Origin of the sequence: Agrobacterium tumefaciens (assembly GCA_025559845.1) — a bacterium.
In the GTDB taxonomy this organism is placed as follows: Bacteria; Pseudomonadota; Alphaproteobacteria; order Rhizobiales; family Rhizobiaceae; genus Agrobacterium.
The window spans coordinates 331,576-349,194 of record CP048471.1; the positions used below are offsets into that span (position 1 = coordinate 331,576).

General features: G+C 54.7%; 16 protein-coding genes. 9 read left to right on the plus strand and 7 right to left on the minus strand.

All coding sequences use genetic code 11. The annotated features are described in order from the left end of the window. Positions 1 to 34: 34 nt before the first annotated feature. Entirely contained in the window at positions 35 to 238 is a 204-nt protein-coding gene (locus tag FY156_28900) for a cold-shock protein (protein ID UXS05552.1), read from the minus strand. A 273-nt stretch (positions 239 to 511) separates the two neighbouring features. Between FY156_28900 and FY156_28905 the strand changes: the two genes are divergently transcribed. Continuing rightward, positions 512 to 670 (plus strand): transglutaminase-like cysteine peptidase, encoded by a 159-nt coding sequence (locus FY156_28905; GenBank protein UXS05625.1) that lies wholly within the window; start codon positions 512 to 514, stop codon positions 668 to 670. Between the two features lie 95 nt (positions 671 to 765). On the opposite strand, the gene FY156_28910 is transcribed toward FY156_28905, so the two are convergent. Next, positions 766 to 939, minus strand: a complete 174-nt coding sequence (locus FY156_28910) for a hypothetical protein (protein ID UXS05553.1) — start codon at positions 937 to 939, stop codon at positions 766 to 768. Positions 940 to 1,228: 289 nt separating this feature from the next. Then, complete coding sequence (locus FY156_28915; GenBank protein ID UXS05554.1) at positions 1,229 to 1,432, minus strand: cold-shock protein; 204 nt, start codon at positions 1,430 to 1,432, stop codon at positions 1,229 to 1,231. Between the two features lie 996 nt (positions 1,433 to 2,428). Between FY156_28915 and FY156_28920 the strand changes: the two genes are divergently transcribed. The 6 genes from FY156_28920 (at position 2,429) to FY156_28945 (ending at position 8,723) form a co-directional block, all read left to right on the plus strand. Further along, entirely contained in the window at positions 2,429 to 3,562 is a 1,134-nt protein-coding gene (locus FY156_28920) for a PAS domain-containing protein (GenBank protein ID UXS05626.1), read from the plus strand. Next, a complete protein-coding gene (locus FY156_28925; GenBank protein ID UXS05555.1) occupies positions 3,559 to 3,984 on the plus strand; it encodes a response regulator in 426 nt (141 codons plus the stop codon). Before FY156_28920 ends, FY156_28925 begins: the two co-directional genes overlap by 4 nt. Before the next feature lie 60 nt (positions 3,985 to 4,044). After that, positions 4,045 to 4,245 carry a hypothetical protein gene (locus tag FY156_28930; protein ID UXS05556.1) on the plus strand — a complete coding sequence of 67 codons (201 nt, stop codon included), beginning with the start codon at positions 4,045 to 4,047 and terminating at the stop codon, positions 4,243 to 4,245. A gap of 369 nt (positions 4,246 to 4,614) precedes the next feature. Beyond that, entirely contained in the window at positions 4,615 to 6,366 is a 1,752-nt protein-coding gene (locus FY156_28935; GenBank protein UXS05557.1) for a PAS domain S-box protein, read from the plus strand. A 690-nt stretch (positions 6,367 to 7,056) separates the two neighbouring features. Continuing rightward, complete coding sequence (locus tag FY156_28940) at positions 7,057 to 7,617, plus strand: type 1 glutamine amidotransferase (protein ID UXS05558.1); 561 nt, start codon at positions 7,057 to 7,059, stop codon at positions 7,615 to 7,617. Positions 7,618 to 8,342: 725 nt separating this feature from the next. Further along, a complete protein-coding gene (locus FY156_28945) occupies positions 8,343 to 8,723 on the plus strand; it encodes a response regulator (GenBank protein ID UXS05559.1) in 381 nt (126 codons plus the stop codon). Between the two features lie 993 nt (positions 8,724 to 9,716). Here FY156_28945 and FY156_28950 read toward each other — a convergent pair. Beyond that, positions 9,717 to 10,397 carry a ParA family protein gene (locus tag FY156_28950; protein UXS05560.1) on the minus strand — a complete coding sequence of 227 codons (681 nt, stop codon included), beginning with the start codon at positions 10,395 to 10,397 and terminating at the stop codon, positions 9,717 to 9,719. Between the two features lie 395 nt (positions 10,398 to 10,792). On the opposite strand from FY156_28950, the gene FY156_28955 reads away from it, so the two are divergent. After that, the gene (locus FY156_28955) at positions 10,793 to 11,230 is read left to right on the plus strand and encodes a MobC family plasmid mobilization relaxosome protein (GenBank protein ID UXS05561.1); all 438 of its coding nucleotides are present in this window, start codon (positions 10,793 to 10,795) and stop codon (positions 11,228 to 11,230) included. Then, positions 11,223 to 14,372 (plus strand): relaxase/mobilization nuclease domain-containing protein, encoded by a 3,150-nt coding sequence (locus tag FY156_28960; protein UXS05562.1) that lies wholly within the window; start codon positions 11,223 to 11,225, stop codon positions 14,370 to 14,372. Before FY156_28955 ends, FY156_28960 begins: the two co-directional genes overlap by 8 nt. A gap of 285 nt (positions 14,373 to 14,657) precedes the next feature. Here the strand turns inward: FY156_28960 and FY156_28965 are convergent, their stop codons facing one another. From FY156_28965 to FY156_28975, 3 genes are all read right to left on the minus strand, one after another. Next, the gene (locus tag FY156_28965) at positions 14,658 to 15,467 is read right to left on the minus strand and encodes an invasion associated locus B family protein (protein UXS05563.1); all 810 of its coding nucleotides are present in this window, start codon (positions 15,465 to 15,467) and stop codon (positions 14,658 to 14,660) included. Between the two features lie 39 nt (positions 15,468 to 15,506). Further along, a complete protein-coding gene (locus FY156_28970; GenBank protein ID UXS05627.1) occupies positions 15,507 to 16,649 on the minus strand; it encodes a BrpC in 1,143 nt (380 codons plus the stop codon). 433 nt (positions 16,650 to 17,082) lie between these two features. Next, the gene (locus FY156_28975; GenBank protein ID UXS05564.1) at positions 17,083 to 17,619 is read right to left on the minus strand and encodes a nuclease; all 537 of its coding nucleotides are present in this window, start codon (positions 17,617 to 17,619) and stop codon (positions 17,083 to 17,085) included.

Below are 17,619 nucleotides of genomic sequence, written 5' to 3' on the forward strand. Positions count from 1 at the left end.
TTCTTTACCTAAGAGTATCGAGGTAAAGCAGGGCCTATAGGAGCGCTACGTTTTCTGCTTTTGCTTTCCCAGTTTTGCGATCCTGACCGAGTTCAAAAGTCACTTTGTCACCTGGGCGAAGCGATTCAACACTCTGCAGCCCGGAAACATGGACAAAGACATCTGGTTCTCCATTGTCGCGTACGATGAATCCGAAGCCTTTTTCGTCACTGAAGAATTTAACTGTGCCAGTAGCCATTAATTTTTTTCCGTTCGACCTACGGGTATAATTTACTCACAGTAGAGAGCGGAGATCGCCAGTGCAACTGGCACCGTGAAACCTCTCCGCTTCGAGACGTTTGACGGCCGTGTATTGCATGGCTTAACCACTCCGCGCAAAATTGGTTTTGCATCAGTTTGGGCCGATAATCATGATTGTTAGAGCGCTCTGCATTATTCCCATACTCATTTCGTTAATCCAGTCAGTTGCAGCAGAAAATCAAAATGACCGGGCTATGAAGGTTGCTCGCAGATCCATACCACCGATTGGTCATCATGCGCTTTGCAAAGAGCTTCCTTCGGAGTGCGGTCCACAGCCCTCGTTACGGTAACGACTGACAAGGGTGATTTTATTCTCGACCAGGCGAGCGATGAGGTAAAACTCTGGTCCGATGTTCGCACGAACCACTAATTTTCGCGCACACTTTCGATCAGTGAGTTTTTTACAGAGCTGACGAGACCGGGACGTTGCTCAAGAGCCGGGATCTCATAGGCCTGCGCCTTTGGTTAGCCCCCTGTTTCCTTAACGTCCGCCGTGTGCGGATACCGTCTCATCATCTTGTCGGTCTGAGATTTGTCGCCCGCAAACTTATCGTAAATCGCGATCGCCTGCTGCAAACTCACGCCGAACGCCTCTTGCAGTTCTTCGATCGAATAACGATCAGGAACAGCGGTTTTCACAGCACACCTCTCAACGTTTACGAACTGATTTATCGATAGCGAGTGGTCGTGATGTTATAAACCATTTTAGAGGCGGATCTAAGTTGTCCATTTGGGTGACGAGCCGACGGATTACGAATTCAATCGTTCGTTTATGGCCGCCAGTTTGTCTATCTCAGGTCGTTTGGTCGTCAGGAGCAAAGAAGCGGATGAGTTGTCTCGTAGATCCGCTTGGGTCGCCTCATCGATCTATCGCAAAAAAGATCGGGCGCTTTAGCGCCCGTTCAAGACTCTAACGACAGATAACTTATTAGAGAACGGCGACGTTCTCAGCCTTGGATTTCCCTGTTTTCCGATCCTGGCCGAGGTCGTAGATGACCTTGTCGCCATCGCGCAGAGTGCCACCCCGCTGAAGTCCGGAGACGTGGACGAAAACGTCCTGTCCGCCATCTTCCGGGGTGATGAAGCCGAAACCCTTGCTGTCGTTGAAAAACTTTACCGTGCCGTTAGCCATTTGTGATCCCGTTTGGTGCTGAAATTGCCCGGGAACACTAGAATGGTGTGAGAGTTCCGGCAATGTTTGAATGTTCTAAAATACGTCGCGAACCGGATTAAACGTTTTACCTGCGTCGAGACAGTCAGAAAACGCACCCACCCCATAAAGGAATGCGTTCGTTTCTCGATCGCCTCCACATTGTTGTCTGTCATCCCTAAAGGGGATCGGGGATATGCACATCGCTGTTCAACCCTCGGGTTTCATGAGTCAACTCAATGTCGCCAAAGTGAGATACCTTTGAATTTCGAAAAAGACCTAACGGCGCCAATAAAGGCGGCCGACTACGAGATTGATCGTGCTGTCACGGTTCAACCTGCTTCGCATTCGCAGATGACCCTGTTGAGAAGCATCGCGAGGGAGGTGAAACAGAAGCGCTCTTAGCTGCGGACATGGAGATACCAGGGAGCCAAGCGGAGACCGCATAGCTGCACTGCACAATTTTTGTTTTCCACACGATCAGAAAACAGGCATTATGATTATAGCTGATGCAGATAGCGGTCTCCTCCCAGTTTTCCGCGTGTCAGCTGTTCCCCTCTGGAGGTTTTTTGACCTTCATACTTTATGGGCCGCGGTTTTCCGTCGGCCCTTTTTTCTTGCCCTGATCCAGTGGTTTCGACCATGTGAAGCGTGCCGCCGGAGCAGAATAAGGCTTCGTAACGACATACGTCTGTGCGTGACGGTTTACACATTATGCAATACCTCCATTCCCCAGCTGGGAGCACTTTGTAGCCTCCACTAGACATCGCCTAAAGGTTTGGTTGTGGACGTGTGATACCCCAGACGTCAGACTTCGCGTCGTCGATGAGCGCGAGTTTGCATCGATCGATGGATACGCGGCCCCCAAGAGCGCTTCCCTCCGTTCGAAGGGAACGTGAAAGGCTAAATTGTTGTGGTTACGGAACCTGTTTGGCGGTGGCTCCATTTCATCCGTCGAAGCAAAATTTAGGACCAAGGATGCCAGCAAACAAAAAGGATCAGTCAAAAACCAACGCTCGCGATGCTGGCGATCGTCTCGTCGCAGGACATGTAAGCGAGGACCCGTTCGCGGCGGCCTTTAAGGCGACACGAATGCCAATGATCGTTACGGATCCCCACCAGCGCGACAATCCTATCATATTCTGCAACAAGGCGTTCTCTAGATTATCCGGTTACTCCAACGACGAAGTCGTTGGACGTAATTGCCGGTTCCTGCAGGGGCCGGACACCAACCCTGAAACGGTAACGAGAATACGAAGCGCGATCTCGGCAGGGGAAGATATTGCTGTCGATATATTGAACTACCGCAAAGACGGTGAATCTTTCTGGAACGCAGTTTTCATCAGTCCGGTGCGTGATGACGAAGGAAACATTGTGTACTTCTTTGCGTCGCAGCTCGACTTTACAAATGTCAAAAGCAGGGAGGCTGATCTGGCTGCTGCCCGGCACAGGGCAGAGGAAGAGGTGGCAAAACACACAGCCTATCTTGAAGCTGCTGTGACAGCCCGCACCCTGCTCGTCCATGAAGTCGACCATCGTGTGAAGAACAACCTTCTAACGATGGCTTCCATCGTCAAGATGCAGGCGCGCGTTACGAAGGACGAGAGCCAGCGTCGATCGCTGATGTCTGTCCTCAACAGGATTGAAGCTCTCAGCACGGTTCAACGTAAATTGTTTACGCTCGATGACGTTTCGAAGTTTGACATGTCGGACTTCACCAGGGAGCTTGTAACCGATCTCGTCTCCGCAACCGGGCGTAAGGATATCCGTTTGACGCTCGACCTTTCTCCGGTCTACGTGCCGGCCGTCAAAGCCACGCCGCTTTCGCTGATCGTGAACGAAATTGTCGGCGATGCGGTTCGAAGAGGATTGAGCGAGGGTGGTGGCGATATTCATGTGGAGGTCCGGCGCACGAACGGGCATTTCCATATCAGAATTAATGACACTTCGGAGCAGACGGAAGTGGATCCCGAAGCGGAGGAGTTAGGGCAGATGTTACTCGATGCATCTGCCCAACAGCTCAATGCAAAGATCGAGCGTAAGACTGAAAATGGAATGACGACGGTCGAGGTAAGACTGCTCGTTGATGAAAACCAGGAGCAGACGCATTGAAGGTCATGATAGTCGAAGATGAGATGCTTCTCGCCATGGAGCTTGAGAGCGAAGTTGAAATGGCGGGCCATCAAGTAAGCGGCCATGCGATGAACAGCGAACAGGCCCGTACACTGATGGCGACGTCTCGCCCCGATTTCGCATTTGTCGATATTCATTTGCAGGACGGTCCTACCGGTATCGACGTGGGCCGAGAGTTGGCCAAGTTAGAGGTTCCGTATGTATTCGTAAGCGGCAACATCAAGAAGATACCCGATGACTTCGCGGGTGCACTTGGTGCGATCGAAAAGCCCTACACAATGAACGGTATGAAGAATGCTCTGAGCTACATTTCAAGCGTTCTTTCGGGAGACGAAAGCGCTGATCCACCGGCTAGTTTGGTTCTGGCGGATGATGCAAAAGCCGGAAGAGGAGTGGCCTGAGGCCATCGCGTCAGGCAATCGCAATCGCTAAAGAGGATAGGTCTCAAGGAGGAGACAGACATGGGAGATAACCGAACCGCGTTGGCAGAGGTAAAACCGCGGCTTGCCGCTTTGCTTGATGAGCTGATCGTCATGGGTGCCGATCGACTGTCGATTATCTATGTCATGGAGAAGGAAGTTGCGGCTTTAAGAGACGGCCCGCCGCAAGCGACTCCCTCCCGTTCGGTCGAAGAGCCGTCCAACGACTGGCCGTCGTCATAGCGAAGGTGCCGGCTCGTTTTTCAGAACCTGGAAATAAACTTGTGCAGAGAGAATATTTGGTCCCACTGTCCGTCACCGCTGCAGGGAGTGAATGCGCCGCTAATCTGCCTTGCTCGCATCCGCTTTCAAACCGGCGTGCGAGCGTAACCTCTGGCTGAAGGTCGCCGAGTGATTTTTCGGGGGCTAACATGGGCATGGTAACAGTCGTTATCGTCGCAAAAATTGGATTGTGCCACCCTCTTACCTCTTGCACAGCTGCGCCAAAGAATTATCTTTTCTGCGTTCAAATCTCGCCGAAATGAAACTCGAGGGGCACGGGCGTTGGACGAGGAGACGGGACGTTCAAGAAAATCCCAAGGTATCGCGGCCATGATCGAGAGCGGGTTGTGGGATGATACAATCTTGGGTCGACCATCGACATGGCCAGCCTCACTGAGGGCTGTTTTCAATCTTATGCTGCCGTCCCAAGCGCAGATTGTCGTGTTTTGGGGCGAAGACTTCGTTGCGTTGTATAACGACGCCTATGCACCATCAATTGGTCTACGACATCCGCGCGCATTCGGACGGCCGGCCCGCGAAAATTGGGCCGAGCTTTGGGATGATCTCGAGCCCTTGCTCAGCCATGTCCTGAATACCGGAGAAACCATCTCCGCTAAGGATCGCCCATTCTACATCGAGCGCCATGGTCATCCAGAAAACGTCTTTTTCGACATATCCTATTCGCCAATCAAGGACGATATGGACAAAGTCCGCGGCGTTCTTTGTATCGTCAATGAAACGACAGAACGTGTGCAATCGCAGCTTGCACTCAAGCAGAGCGAGGAACGTCTGCGCGCCCTTTTTTCGCAGACGGCTGCTGGCATCGGCCAGACCGACCTCGAAGGAAGAATGACACTCGTCAATCGCCGTTTCCGCGAAATGCTCGGCTACCAGGACGACGAACTTGTGGGTATGTCATTCCAGGACCTTACCCATGCTGATGATCTGCCGGAGATGAAGCGCCGGTTCGAGCACCTTCTTTCAACGGGTGAAAGCTTCGACATGGAGAAGAGGTGCCTGCGAAAGGATGGTAGGGTCTTGTGGACTGCAATCTCAGTGTCTGCTCTGAGAGATGAACGAGGAGCTGTTCGTCAGGTTGGGTTCATCGCGATCGACATCTCTGCGAGCAAAAGAGCGCAAGACGCAGAAAGGCTTCTCGCATCGATTGTCGCTTCGTCGAACGACGCGATCCTCGGGATCGACCTGAATATGATGATCACCAGCTGGAATGCTGCTGCGGAGAAGCTCTATGGCTACTCGCGGGATGAAGCGATTGGCCGTTCAATCTTGATGCTTGTTCCAGAAAATAGGCGGAACGAAGAGGCGGAAATCCTTCGTAAGATCGGCGTTGGGGAAACGGTCCATCTCTATGAGACACAGCGACGAAAGAAAGACGGGCATCTGGTCGATGTCCAGCTCAGCGTTTCGCCGATTTACGATAGCAGCGGAAAGGCGATTGGAGCCTCCAAAATCTCACAGGACATTACCGCTCGAAAGGACGCTGAACGTCTGCAAGAGGTTCTCATCGGTGAACTCAGCCACCGCGTAAAAAACGTATTTGCAACGGTCATGGCGATCTCACGGCAGACACTGGACCGCGACGACACAGGGCGGGAGGACGTCGCTTCGTTCAACGCTCGGCTGATGTCCATGGCGCACGCCCATGAACTTTTGACCCACAGCGATTGGCAGCGCGCCGATTTAGCGGCTTTGGTGAAGCAAATTCTGGAACCATATCCTAAGGAGAGGTTCGAGATTGACGGACGTCCTGTTCTCTTGCCGCAAAAAGCTGTCGTATCGTTCGCGCTTGCGATCCATGAGCTGGCGACAAACGCGGCCAAATACGGAGCGCTGTCAGTCTCGCAGGGACTGATTTCAATCTCGTGGGAATATGAGGACGGTTCTGGACGGCTAATGTTTCGGTGGTCGGAAACAAATGGTCCTCCCGTGGAAGTGCCAACGCGAAAAGGCTTTGGTACTCGCCTTGTCGAGAGGCTTCTTGCTGCCGAACTCAATGGACAAGCAACAATCAGCTACGATCCCACCGGCGTCACATGCGTGATCGAAGCGCTTCTTGCGTAAGATTGTCAAAGAAACTGGTGTCAGAGAGGATGAAACTACCAGTCTAATATCCTCAACCGCTTGCAAGGCCTCTGATTTCAGGGTTTGTTCGGATAGCTTGAAGGGCTTTCAAGATTTTCTTCCGCGGGACAAAACCGAACCGTCGATGTGTGGTAAACGATTGGAAGCGAAGCGCCGTGACACGGCCCGAGCTTGGCATTTCGGTCGATCGGTGTTCCCGATACAGAAAACGCTTCTCCCGTCGCAAACTGAGCAGTGGAGATCGGATTGTCGAACTGTCAGAACGTGTCGTGATACCAGATTAGATACGCATAGCTCCCGTCCGTGATCGGCAGAAGACAACCTAAGATAATACAGCCCGTGAGAAGATCGCGCATGAGGCCCTACCCTGAGAGTTCAGGACCGAAAATGTTGGGCCAAGCAAAATTTTCCCTCACGTAAAAACGCAACGGGCACGTCTACTCGGGGGGACGCGTGGCGCGGTTCGCGGAATTTTTGAGAGCGTCGATACTCTTTAGGCATGATGAGTGAGATTCGGCCAATCAGTCAGCCGGGAACAATGCCGTTGAGGTGACGTTCCTCTAGCAGGCGCTCCGGCAAGGCGACGTCCACATAGACGAGGCCTCAGTCCTTTTGTCGACACGTAGGTTGTGCCGAAACGCTAATTCCTGAACCGAAGAGGAGATAGATATGACTTCGATAGACAAAGCAAAAATCGTAATCCTGGCAACGGATGGATACGAGCGTTCAGAATTGAGAGTTCCCTTTGATGAACTGAGGAAGCGTGGTGCTGAGGTCAAGATAGCCTCTATCAAAACCGGCCAGATCAAAAGCTGGGACGAGACTGACTGGGGAGATAGTGTCGACGTCGATCTCGCAGCCACCGACGTCGTCACCGGAGATTTCGACGCGCTTGTTCTGCCGGGCGGTCAGATCAATCCCGACAAACTGCGAGCCGACGAGGGCGCAATGCGCGTGGTGCGCGAATTCACAAAATCAGGCAAAGTTGTCGCTGCTATCTGCCACGCCCCATGGCTTCTGATTGAGGCAGATGCCGTCAAAGACCGAAAGGTCACATCTTACGGATCCATCAAGACGGACGTGAAAAATGCAGGCGGCAAGTGGCTGGATGAGGAGGTCGTTGTGGATCATGGGATTATCACGTCGCGGTCGCCCGATGATCTCGACGCTTTTGTCGATAAGATCGTTGAAGAGATCGAAGAGGGTGACCATCCACGCCGCGCCGCGTGATGTCACCTCCAGAACTTGGTCCGGCTCCGAAATAATCGAGCCGGATCGTGTGTTGTGAACCTGTTGACTACGTGGGCCTGCAACCCGCGCACTCAACTGCTTGATCGAGAAAGGGAAAGTTGGCCTCGCATCGATCGCCTTCCTTGTGTGTCATCCGTTTGCATCCCATGGCCAAGCGGCGCCGCAACATCGAAAATGGGGCCGTCGCGCCGAAGGTTCGTACGAGCTTACTGCGCACAAACTGATCCCGTCGGCTGCACCGATCACACACCATCTCAATAGTCGGTAGTCTAACCTGTGCGAGTGTCGTGTCTTGAGAATTTGCGGGAATTTTCTGACGTTCGGGCACTCCAAGCTCCGGCAAGTTTATCGGTTCGCCATAGAACAAAAAAGGAACAAAATCAAGTCATGTATACGCATTGGTGAGATTGGCTAAAGGCGATAAGTCCAGATTGTCTTTGACCGTCTCACCAGGTGCAGACACCGCAAGTCATCTAAATCCTCCACATGAAATTTTGGATGCCAAGAGAGAAAAGCGTTGCTTTTCACTATCTACCGGCTCTTTCCGCGTCCGCGATAACTGCCAGAAAGCCGTTAGGGTCCTCTGGATTGCCTCATCCCACTGCATTGGCATTTTATTAAACATCATCTCAAATACTCCGGAGTGGGGGCGATCAATTCATGCGCGGACGAGTTATCTCGTGACCGAACTGCGGAGGCTTCCCATGTACCAGTGTACAATTTTGATAGTTGAAGATGAACCTATTCTCAGAATGGTTCTTGCAGATACGCTTGTTGGAGAAGGTTTTGACGTGGTCGAAGCCGCAAACGTTCTCGAGGCTATCGCGGCGCTTGGACAGCAAAGAGTTGATGCAGTCATTACCGATGTTGACATGCCCGGGGGCCTAAACGGTCTGGATCTCGCAAGGATGATCGCAATGACTCGTATGAATGTTCCAACGATAATCGCCTCGGGAGGGCACGATCTACGGAACGAAGACCTGCCCGGTGAAGCTGTCTTCATTCAAAAACCCTACGAAATGGACAAAGTCGCGGAGATGGTTGTTTCAATGATTAAAGGGGCACCTCGTAAAATCGCTGGGTAGGTGAGCGAAAACGAGGACCGGAAAGCCAAGCCAGCACCAGATGGCCCCACCACTCCGAACTTCGTTCTAGGTGGAATGGTAAAGCTAGCGTTCCTTATCGAGGGATTGCCTTTTTCATATGAAAATTGCGCATTGAGAAAGCTGATGGTCGAGGGCGCGCAAAGTTGATCGAAGGTCCCGTCGACTGATTTCACGGTCGGCTCCGGCTGTATTGTCGACCGGCGTGGGAGGGCTTTTCGCAGATGACGACGGATCTCTTGAAACCGTCCTTGCGGCCCGTCGGGCCGTGCAATCAGATGACTCTACCCGAACAAGGTTTTCCAGCCGCAGCGCCGCTAGGGCGGCGCTTCGGCGGCCGAAGAGAGCGAAGCGAACGGAGCAGGCGGAGGAAACCCGCGCTCACCAAAGCGCCGTAGGGATTTCCGGAGCCTCGTGGGAAACCGAATCTGTCAGTCGATTTGCTCAAGGTACTAAGAGACCTTCTGTTCATGCTCTTCGATTTTCGCGGCTATGCCCTCTTTGCGCCGCTTACGGCGGATCACAACCACGTCTTTGAGCGCCTTCACGTCATACTTTTCGGCATGCTGATATCTCCGCAGAAAGTGCCGCCTCGTGTACACGCGTGAGGCCGGGGTTATTCGAGGGGGAGTTTGAGGTACTGTCGAAGTGCCTGATCGACTAATTTGCTCAAGGATATTTTCCTCCTCAGCGCATGTATCTTAGAGGTTAGCAGCAGGTCGCTGGGAACCTTGACCTGAAGACGCTCCAATTCAGTCTCAGATGGCTCTGTTGCTGAAATCGGTTGTTTAGGCTCGAGCGCAGCTGAATGGATTGCACGCTGCTCGCTGCAAGAAGGGGAGTCTAAAGAAGGCGGGACGTTTCCCGCGAGGCTGTCCATCTTACTGTATTTGCTCTGTTGCGAAATAGAGTGATCGATCAGCTCGTCAAGGCCCTCAAAACTCCGCTTTGTCGTCGGGATTGTTGGCTTTGGTGTCATTGTGGCCGGGCCGATGTTTCTATTATCGCAGTGATGTCTCCAATGAGGCTCGCGATGTTGGCACGCGCCTTTTCGATCTGATCCTGTTTAGAAGGGTCGCTGGCAATCGATGAGAGCGTGCCGGCGTTGTTGGAGAATTGCTCGTAGACTTTGCGGGCGCGCACAAACGTTCTGAGAGAAGGAAGATTGTTCTGCCTGATCAGCTGGATCGCATCTTTGAACGCTGTGGTGTTGAGATCGATGCCCTCAACACGTGTCAAGACGAGCCGTAGAGGTGCGCGTTTCAGACTGCTTTGTGCCCATTCGAACAGCTTCACAGTCTCAGCCATTTCCATGACGTTTGCCTTCGCGGGAACGATCGTGATGTCACTCGCAACGATCGCCGCGATGAGTGTCTTGTTCATCGAGCCTTGAACATCCACCATCACGATATCGGCCGAATTGTTTTTGAGCGATGCCACAAGTTCTTCTGGGGTCGTGGCTGACCGAACCGCTAGTCCGTTGGGAAGAGTGCCGGCCTGGGCGCACCTTGCGGCCCATTGTGTGCAGGATTGCTGCTCGTCTGCGTCGATGATGAGAACTTGCGAGCCAGCCTGGGCCAACTCTGAAGCGATGAGGAGGCAAAGCGTGGACTTTCCTGCTCCACCTTTCGAGTTCGCAAAAGCGATAATGGTCACGCGTCCCTCCGTGTGGATCACAGAGAAACATATATAGCCGAATGTCTCAGAAAAGCAAATTCGTTACAGCCTGTTTTACGGCAGTCCGCTTTTTACTTCTGCTTGCGTTTCGCTTTCTTCCTCATCCAACTCCGATCCTACCTTCACTGTTCGAAGCAATCCGCTCCTGATGCGGATTTACTGCGCGAAGTATGGTGCTTCCAGAAGATTTTGCTGTCTGTATGCCTCGTCGTACCCGCAGCAATTTACTACTTGAAGTACTGTAAGTATCTGAAAACAAATCAAAAAGTGAATTATCTGGGTGGCAGGATAGCAGTCTTCGTGGTACGAAAACTGCGAGTGCCCGAGGCGGGCGAAAAGACAACGTTCCGGCAGTCGCATGAGCGACCGGAACGATGAACAAGAGACGTCAAAGGATCCTCATGGCCGGTGGACGACCAAGGCTTTCAGCTTCTACGAGGCGCGATCACGCCGTGCGCGTGCGGCTGACCGCTGCGGAACTCGCCGCGCTGACGTCCTTTGCCGAGGAGAACGGAGCATCCACGAGCGAGATCTTGCGGCGCCTGGCGCGCGAGGCTGCGGGCATGGGACCGTCGCTCGGTGGAGATGAAGCCCTTGGTCTTGCCGCCAACGTTGCGCAATTGCGCAAGGCAGGCGTCAACCTCAACCAGATTACCCGTGCGTTGAATGCCGGTCGCAGCCCCGGTTACGCCGCGCTGAAGGGCGGTATCGAACGCCTTAGCCGCATCGTTGCCGAGCAGATGGTCATGCTTGAGGCGATGTGTGTGAAGGCGCGCCGGAAAGCATCGTTGCGGGTGAAGGCCGATGTTTGATCTTCAAGGGTTTCTCGCGCTTGTTGAGGAGATGGAAAAGAGGCGAAATCATTCCGCCGGGGCGCTGCGGTTGGGCCAGATGGACGATGATTTCGTTCGCACCCGACCGAGGCAAAAGCCCGGGCCCAAACCGCGTAACAAATCTCCGCTTGGTTCGGGAAAACCGTACACGGGCTCGACGCCGGTTCGCTCTTCCATCGATGACGAGCTGCGCAAACGTCGTGGCGGCGGGGGAGGGGGCGGATCTACGGTTGCTCCAGCAATGAGCCGCGCGCAAGCGGCGGGATTTGGCCCATCGCCATCGTCGCATCTCCCTGCCAGCCCTGTCGAGTATTCGGCAATCGCGTCCGGATCGCAGCCTGCCGTGGTCAAACTGATCAGTTTTGCGGCCGGACATGCGCGGATTTCCGCGCTCCTCTCCTATCAGAGCCGGGAGGGGCAGCTTCAGGCCGAAGACGAGGCCGGGGTTAGGCTTGAAGGCAGCTCGTGGGTCCAGGACGTCGCCAATGAATGGAGCGAGGAAGACGGACGTCAGCCCTCCAAGGATGTGTTGCGTTTGTCGCTGACCACCGCCGCAAATGGTCTGGACAGGGAAGAGGATGTTGGCCGTGGGTTGGCAGAGGCACTCCCGGGTCACCGCATTGCCTGGAGGAGCGAAGACGAGGGCGAATACAGACGGATCGAGCTTGTCCTCAGCACTGCTGCAAGGAGGCAGGATGGCGAAACCTCGCCCCACAGGATCTTCGACAACCGGAAATCCCTTAGCGCACTTGAACGCTCGTTGACGTCGACGTTCGGCAGTAACACGCGTGTCGACGTCCACGGATTTGCTCATGGGATTGAAGGAGTGGCGCGCTATCTCGGTCAGCTCCGCAAGGGTGGGCGACACGACCTCCACAGCGTGCGCTTGGACCAAGCCGGGAGCTACAAGACCGATGTCGTTCTTAATGGTCCGACCGCCGCGATTGACGAGGCGCGCGACTGGAAGCGGGATCTTCGTTCGCAGGAGCGGCGCGATGTCGCTCATATCGTCCTGAGTGCCAAGCCTGGCACATCAAAGGAGGCCTTTGTCGCAGCATCCCGGGCAATGCTGGCGCGGGAGTTCGAAGGGCATCGCTATGTCTTTGCGCTTCATGAAGACCGCGACCATCTGCATGTGCACGCTGTTGTGAAAATGCGTTCGGAAACCGGACAGCGGCTGCATCCCAATATCCAGGACTTCAAGCGCTGGCGTGAAACACTGGCCGAAGAGGCGCGACAGCGGGATATCCCGATGGATGCCACAAGCCGGTTTGAGCGAGCCAATCCTCCCGGTTACAAAATGAAGGACGTTCGTCGCATAGAACGGGGAGGTGCAACGCAAGCCGAGCGGCGGCGCGTCGAGCGGGTTCGCAATGGTGAAGTGCATGTCCCGACACGGGAAGAGGGGAGGCGGCGAGCCGAGTTGACGGCGCACGCCTGGTCCGAGACGTCCCGAAGCATATTGTCCTCTCCGTTCAAACCGGAGCCACCTGAGAGGCCTGGCATTATCCGGCTCTATCGTGCCGAGCGTCCGGGCCTGCATGCCTCATCGCAACCGCTGTTCACGACAGATCGGGCTGCAGCTGCACAGATCGCGGTCAGGCAGGGCGGGACGTTGCGATACATCGACATGACGACCGACGAGCTTCAACGCCTGACGCCTTCAAGAAAAGATCCGCTCAACGTCTTCGTGGTGGACCGGCAGACCGCTGCTTTGGCCGAGGCCATCAGTGCGGAAAAACCGGCTGAGATTATCCGGTTCCAGCAGCGCGCAGCGGCTGCGGTTTGCGCCCACGTTCACACCCTCAGCCCAACCCCGGTATCTGCCGGCACAGGAAAGGAACACGACATGGCAGACCTCAACGTTATGAAGACGAGCTTTGAGCAGATGGAAACCAGCCTCGACGAGATCGAGAAGAACCTGCCTGACGATAAGGTCGTCGAGTTCGAGGCCATGAGGCAGACGGTTAAGACCAAGCAGAAGACCATGCTCGATGTACAGGAGGCGATCGAGAAGAAGCGCGGCAAGATCGAGGGTGAGGGCTATGTGCCGCCGAAAGCCAATGATCTCGCGAACTTCGTTGCTGAAAAGCGGGGTGATGACGTTCGCTACAGTCATCGCAAGGCTGACGGCCGCGCCGGGGCGATGGCGTTTACCGACCATGGCGACAAGGTGGAGATTGGCAACTGGCGAGACCGTGAGGTGGTGCTGGCTGCCATGCAGGTGGCATCCGAGAAATGGGGATCGCTGTCGCTTAGCGGCACGGATCGATACAAGTCGTTGGCGATTGAACTTGCGGCCGAGCATGGCTTCAAGGTGACGAACCCCGAACTGCAGGATGCATTGAACGCAGCGCGACAGAGATACGCCTCGCGCTCAGACAAGGCAGGCATCGCGGCCGGTGTCGAAGTCCAGTCGGAACCTGTCGTCGACACGAAGCCCGATAACCTTAAAACAGAACAGCCGATCATCGAGGCGCCGAAAGGACCGGTCGAAGACGTGCAGACGATCAAACCTGCCGATCGTGACCGGGGCTCTATGCTGGCTGCCATGAGGCAGGCCTCGGAAAAGTGGGGAGCAATCGGTGTAAACGGAACCGAGCGCGAAAAGGCGCTGGCCGTCGAGATTGCCGCCGAGCATGGGTTCGAGCTGTCAAATCCGGAACTTCAGGAGAAACTTGTTGAGGCTCGCCGGAGGGTGGAGGAGCGACGGCAAAATGAAGGAAGGCGGGAAGAGAAGCGTCTCGGGTTTATGGAAGGTGCGAACATCCAAGGTCCGGGGCAAAAGACAGACGCTGAGATCGAGCTCGGCCTCCAGACCGTGCGAGAGCACACCCAGGCGAAGGCTGCACGCGAAGTGCGCCAGGCAGAGCGCTCGTCGACGTCAGGCGAGCGTCCATTTGATGGTGGCGGCGAGGATCACGCTTATCGAACGAATTCCGAGGCATCTGCGGCTCAGCGTGCGGAGCGGTCCGTCGAGCAGAATCCCAACAAGCCTATTGCTGCCGATATCAACCAGTCCCCGGAGATCGAGCGTCAGCGCCAGAACCAAGAGAAATTGCTGGCCGAGAAAGAGGCAAAGCGACAGGCCGCAACCCAAAAACCGAAAAACCGGCAGTGATCGAACCGGCTTTGGGTTTTACTGAGCGTTCCGCATTTTGAGCCTGATCCAAGCGCGATAGCGCAATTGCGGACAAAGTGCTTGTGCAGTGCAATCATCAAAGAACGCTCCGCCGTGTCGATTAACCTGTAGTTGAACACCTGGAGCGTCTAGCCTCCAAGCGTGTCCTCGATATGTTCCCGGTCCCTTCTTGGTTTATCCCAAGTAGTGTTAGCATACACTTATGCGTGTAGTTCTATGCGACGATGCAATGAATTTCGCTTCTTCTGCAACGCACAATGCATCTCAGTACAGGCCAGAAGCCGTCGCTTTCACCGACCTGCCTTGTGCTTCGTTGTGAGGTTTTCCCCTCTGTTTCTTCGACCCCTCCGTTGCGGCCTTCGGTTTTGCTGCGGCTTTTTTGGCGTCATTTGTTTTGGGTGTAGCGACCACGATATTCGCAAATGGGTTGGTCGCGGCAATTTTCAGGGCTTTGTCAAAGCCTCCCATGTGACCATCGAGGCTCACATCTTTCACCTGCCCATCCGTGCTTTTCACCTTGAATGCAAAGCCAATGGTTTCCGTAGACTGAATGCCGGACTGCACAATTCCTTCAAAAGGGAAACTGCTGATACAGCCTTTGTCCGAACAAAACCAGTCTTGTTGCGGGATGGTTTTTTCAACGCCGGCGAACGACAGGCGCATCCCGCTCTCTTGCATCAAGTTGCTCGTCACCTGGACGAACAGCATCGATTTGTTGCCGATATTAGAACCGATGCCCCACTTCACAGACGATCGAGTGCCGACTTCCGCGTCCGCATCGACCACAACTTGTTCGATGGAGCACGACCTTCGCCCAGTCGAGATCCGGACGCTGCAGCCCAAGGACCAAGAACCGAAACCGCGAGTGACGGTGAGAATGTCACCTAGCTGGAGCGTCTCACCGGGGTCGACCACCGGCGCGCGAATAAGGAACCTGTCGGGTTGAGAGGGGCCTTTGTCCACAGAGCGTGCCTCTGGACTTTCGACCCCCGACGGATCTTTTTCGATCTTCTCGTTTGCGAGCGCGGCCGAAGCCGCTCCCGCTACTGCCATCGTCAAAAACATGCGCTTCATCGTTCTCTCTCCGATTAGATGAGGGACCTCGTCCGGCAATCAGTTGAGGGTGAACGACGCGCCAGCGTTCCAGGACAAATCGTCCTGGCCGAAATTGTAGCCCATCGATGCGTTCAGACGCACCATGCCGTCTTCGGACGTATAGCCAAGACCGGCCACCGCAGACGTCGAGCCTTTGAAATTCCCCAGACCAGACGCAAATGATAGTTTTCCCGGGTTGTTGTCGAAGCGGAGTGCCGCCATCCCCATGGCAGAGGCGATACCGCCACGGCTCTCCTGAAGGTTACGCTCAATCTGGTGGTTGAGTGCCGAGAACTGCGTGTTGTTCCTCGATTGCAGGTCAAAGACGCGCTCATCTGTATAGCTTTTCGCTTCCTGCGTGGCCTGTTTCACCTGACGAAGGTTTACGGCATCGCTGTCCTTCTTTCCGTCCGCAAGATTGCGGATTGCAACCGGTCCCGTTCCATTGCCCGCCAGCATAATATTGTTGGTGCGGTTGCCCTGAGCATCGGTCACGTATCGTACGCTGGTCTCGTAGGTTGCCTTGAGAGCGTCTCCGACATTGTTATGTTGCAGGCCAGCGATTTCGTAGGTGGGAGCCTGGACGGAGCCGTCGGAATTTAGTTTTGCGCCACCGCCCAAAGCCGCGACCGTGGATGCTAATTGGGCGGCGTTGACAGCGTCTGTTTCGGTCGTCCCTGGCGCGACGTTGCGAAGTTGAACTTGCTTTCCGGTTCCATCGTTCAATGTAAGCCCGCCGGCTTTCTTGCCGTCTTTGTCTTTATCGTAGAAGGTGGCATTTGCTTTGATCCCGCCAATGTCGGTATCGTGGCCATCGAGCTTCTTATCCTGTTCGGTGTTTTTACGCTCGGCGGCGTCAAGTCGCCCGCTGTGCTGACCGATTTGCCTAGCTTGCTCGATGTTGCGAGCTTCGGTTGTCGTCAATCGGTCTGCGTTTTGCTGAATGCGCGACCCTCGTTCGATGTTTTGCTGTTCGGCTAGACCCAAGCGGCCATCCTGTTCCTTGTTCTTTTGTTCTCCTGCAGCAAGTCGCGCATCTTGCTCCGGATCTTTTGTGGCATCCGTCTGGTTGACGGCTGAGTTGACGTAGGTTCGATACTCGTTCTGGATCTGGTTAAAGGCATTGTTGATTTCGTTTGCCGAGACAAAGTTGCCTTCTATCATCCCTTCAGTGTGACCGTGGCGGGTGCCGCAAGAGCGACCGACGTAAACCTTTTCGTTCTCTTCATCGCCATTCATGACGCCAACTGTGGTCGCAACACCACTTTGAATAATGCAGCCCTTTGTACCAGCTACGGAAGCTGCGGCAGCCGCGCCGGCGTTCAGAGCAAGGATTGCCACGGTGGAGACCAACAGTTTTAGTGGCACGGGATATCTTGGATCATGAATTTTCACGGCATGTGTCATCACGGCATGTCCTTTAAACGTGAGGAAGGGTGCGCTAAACAGATGCCCTGGCTTGCTGTCAGGCTGGCTGCTTAACGTGGTTGGCGGGAGCTGGTGGATCAGATCAGCTCCCAATTCTTGCTTCTTGGGCGAGGCGGCTTTCGACGCGCATGGCCCTATTTCCGATGCATGGTTCTGCCCTTCATTGTCAGCACCAGGGAAGAGCAGGATCTTCGAACGGCCTCGCATAGTGGCGATCCATCATGCTCTTGCCGACATCCCGCCCATTGGCCGTTACGAAGGCCGATGACGAACGATCCTTCTCTCCCGACACTCGTGCGAGATGGAACGTGCTGTTGCTGAGAATTGACATCAGCTGAAGCTTTGCATCATGGCCAACGCCTGCTTCCACCTTGCAACGTGTGACGGGATTGGCCGCATCGATGTTGGCGATCTTGATCCGCTCATTGTGCGGTCCGAGACGGTGCATGTGGAACGTGTCGCCACTCCATATCTTCAACGTGACGGGCTCGCAGGCCATGTGCTCGCAATATGTCGCGGATACCACAACTGGCGTGTTTCCATGCCGGGCTTTCCCGGGACGCGGCTTGTTTGTATCCGACGTCTTTGTGTGGCCCTGACGGGCACGCTCTTCACTCCTGCTGAGATCGGCCGCCCAAGCGGGCGCGACGGAAGTAAGAAGAAAACCGACGAGAAAGGCGAGCTGGAGGGGCGGTTTATGCAT

Coding starts and splice junctions, on each gene's coding strand:
- FY156_28900 (UXS05552.1), bottom strand. CDS start 238: ATGGCTACTGGCACAGTTAAATTCTTCAGTGACGAAAAAGGCTTCGGA.
- FY156_28915 (UXS05554.1), bottom strand. CDS start 1,432: ATGGCTAACGGCACGGTAAAGTTTTTCAACGACAGCAAGGGTTTCGGC.
- FY156_28920 (UXS05626.1), top strand. CDS start 2,429: ATGCCAGCAAACAAAAAGGATCAGTCAAAAACCAACGCTCGCGATGCT.
- FY156_28930 (UXS05556.1), top strand. CDS start 4,045: ATGGGAGATAACCGAACCGCGTTGGCAGAGGTAAAACCGCGGCTTGCC.
- FY156_28935 (UXS05557.1), top strand. CDS start 4,615: ATGATCGAGAGCGGGTTGTGGGATGATACAATCTTGGGTCGACCATCG.
- FY156_28940 (UXS05558.1), top strand. CDS start 7,057: ATGACTTCGATAGACAAAGCAAAAATCGTAATCCTGGCAACGGATGGA.
- FY156_28945 (UXS05559.1), top strand. CDS start 8,343: ATGTACCAGTGTACAATTTTGATAGTTGAAGATGAACCTATTCTCAGA.
- FY156_28955 (UXS05561.1), top strand. CDS start 10,793: ATGAACAAGAGACGTCAAAGGATCCTCATGGCCGGTGGACGACCAAGG.
- FY156_28960 (UXS05562.1), top strand. CDS start 11,223: ATGTTTGATCTTCAAGGGTTTCTCGCGCTTGTTGAGGAGATGGAAAAG.
- FY156_28965 (UXS05563.1), bottom strand. CDS start 15,467: ATGAAGCGCATGTTTTTGACGATGGCAGTAGCGGGAGCGGCTTCGGCC.
- FY156_28975 (UXS05564.1), bottom strand. CDS start 17,619: ATGCATAAACCGCCCCTCCAGCTCGCCTTTCTCGTCGGTTTTCTTCTT.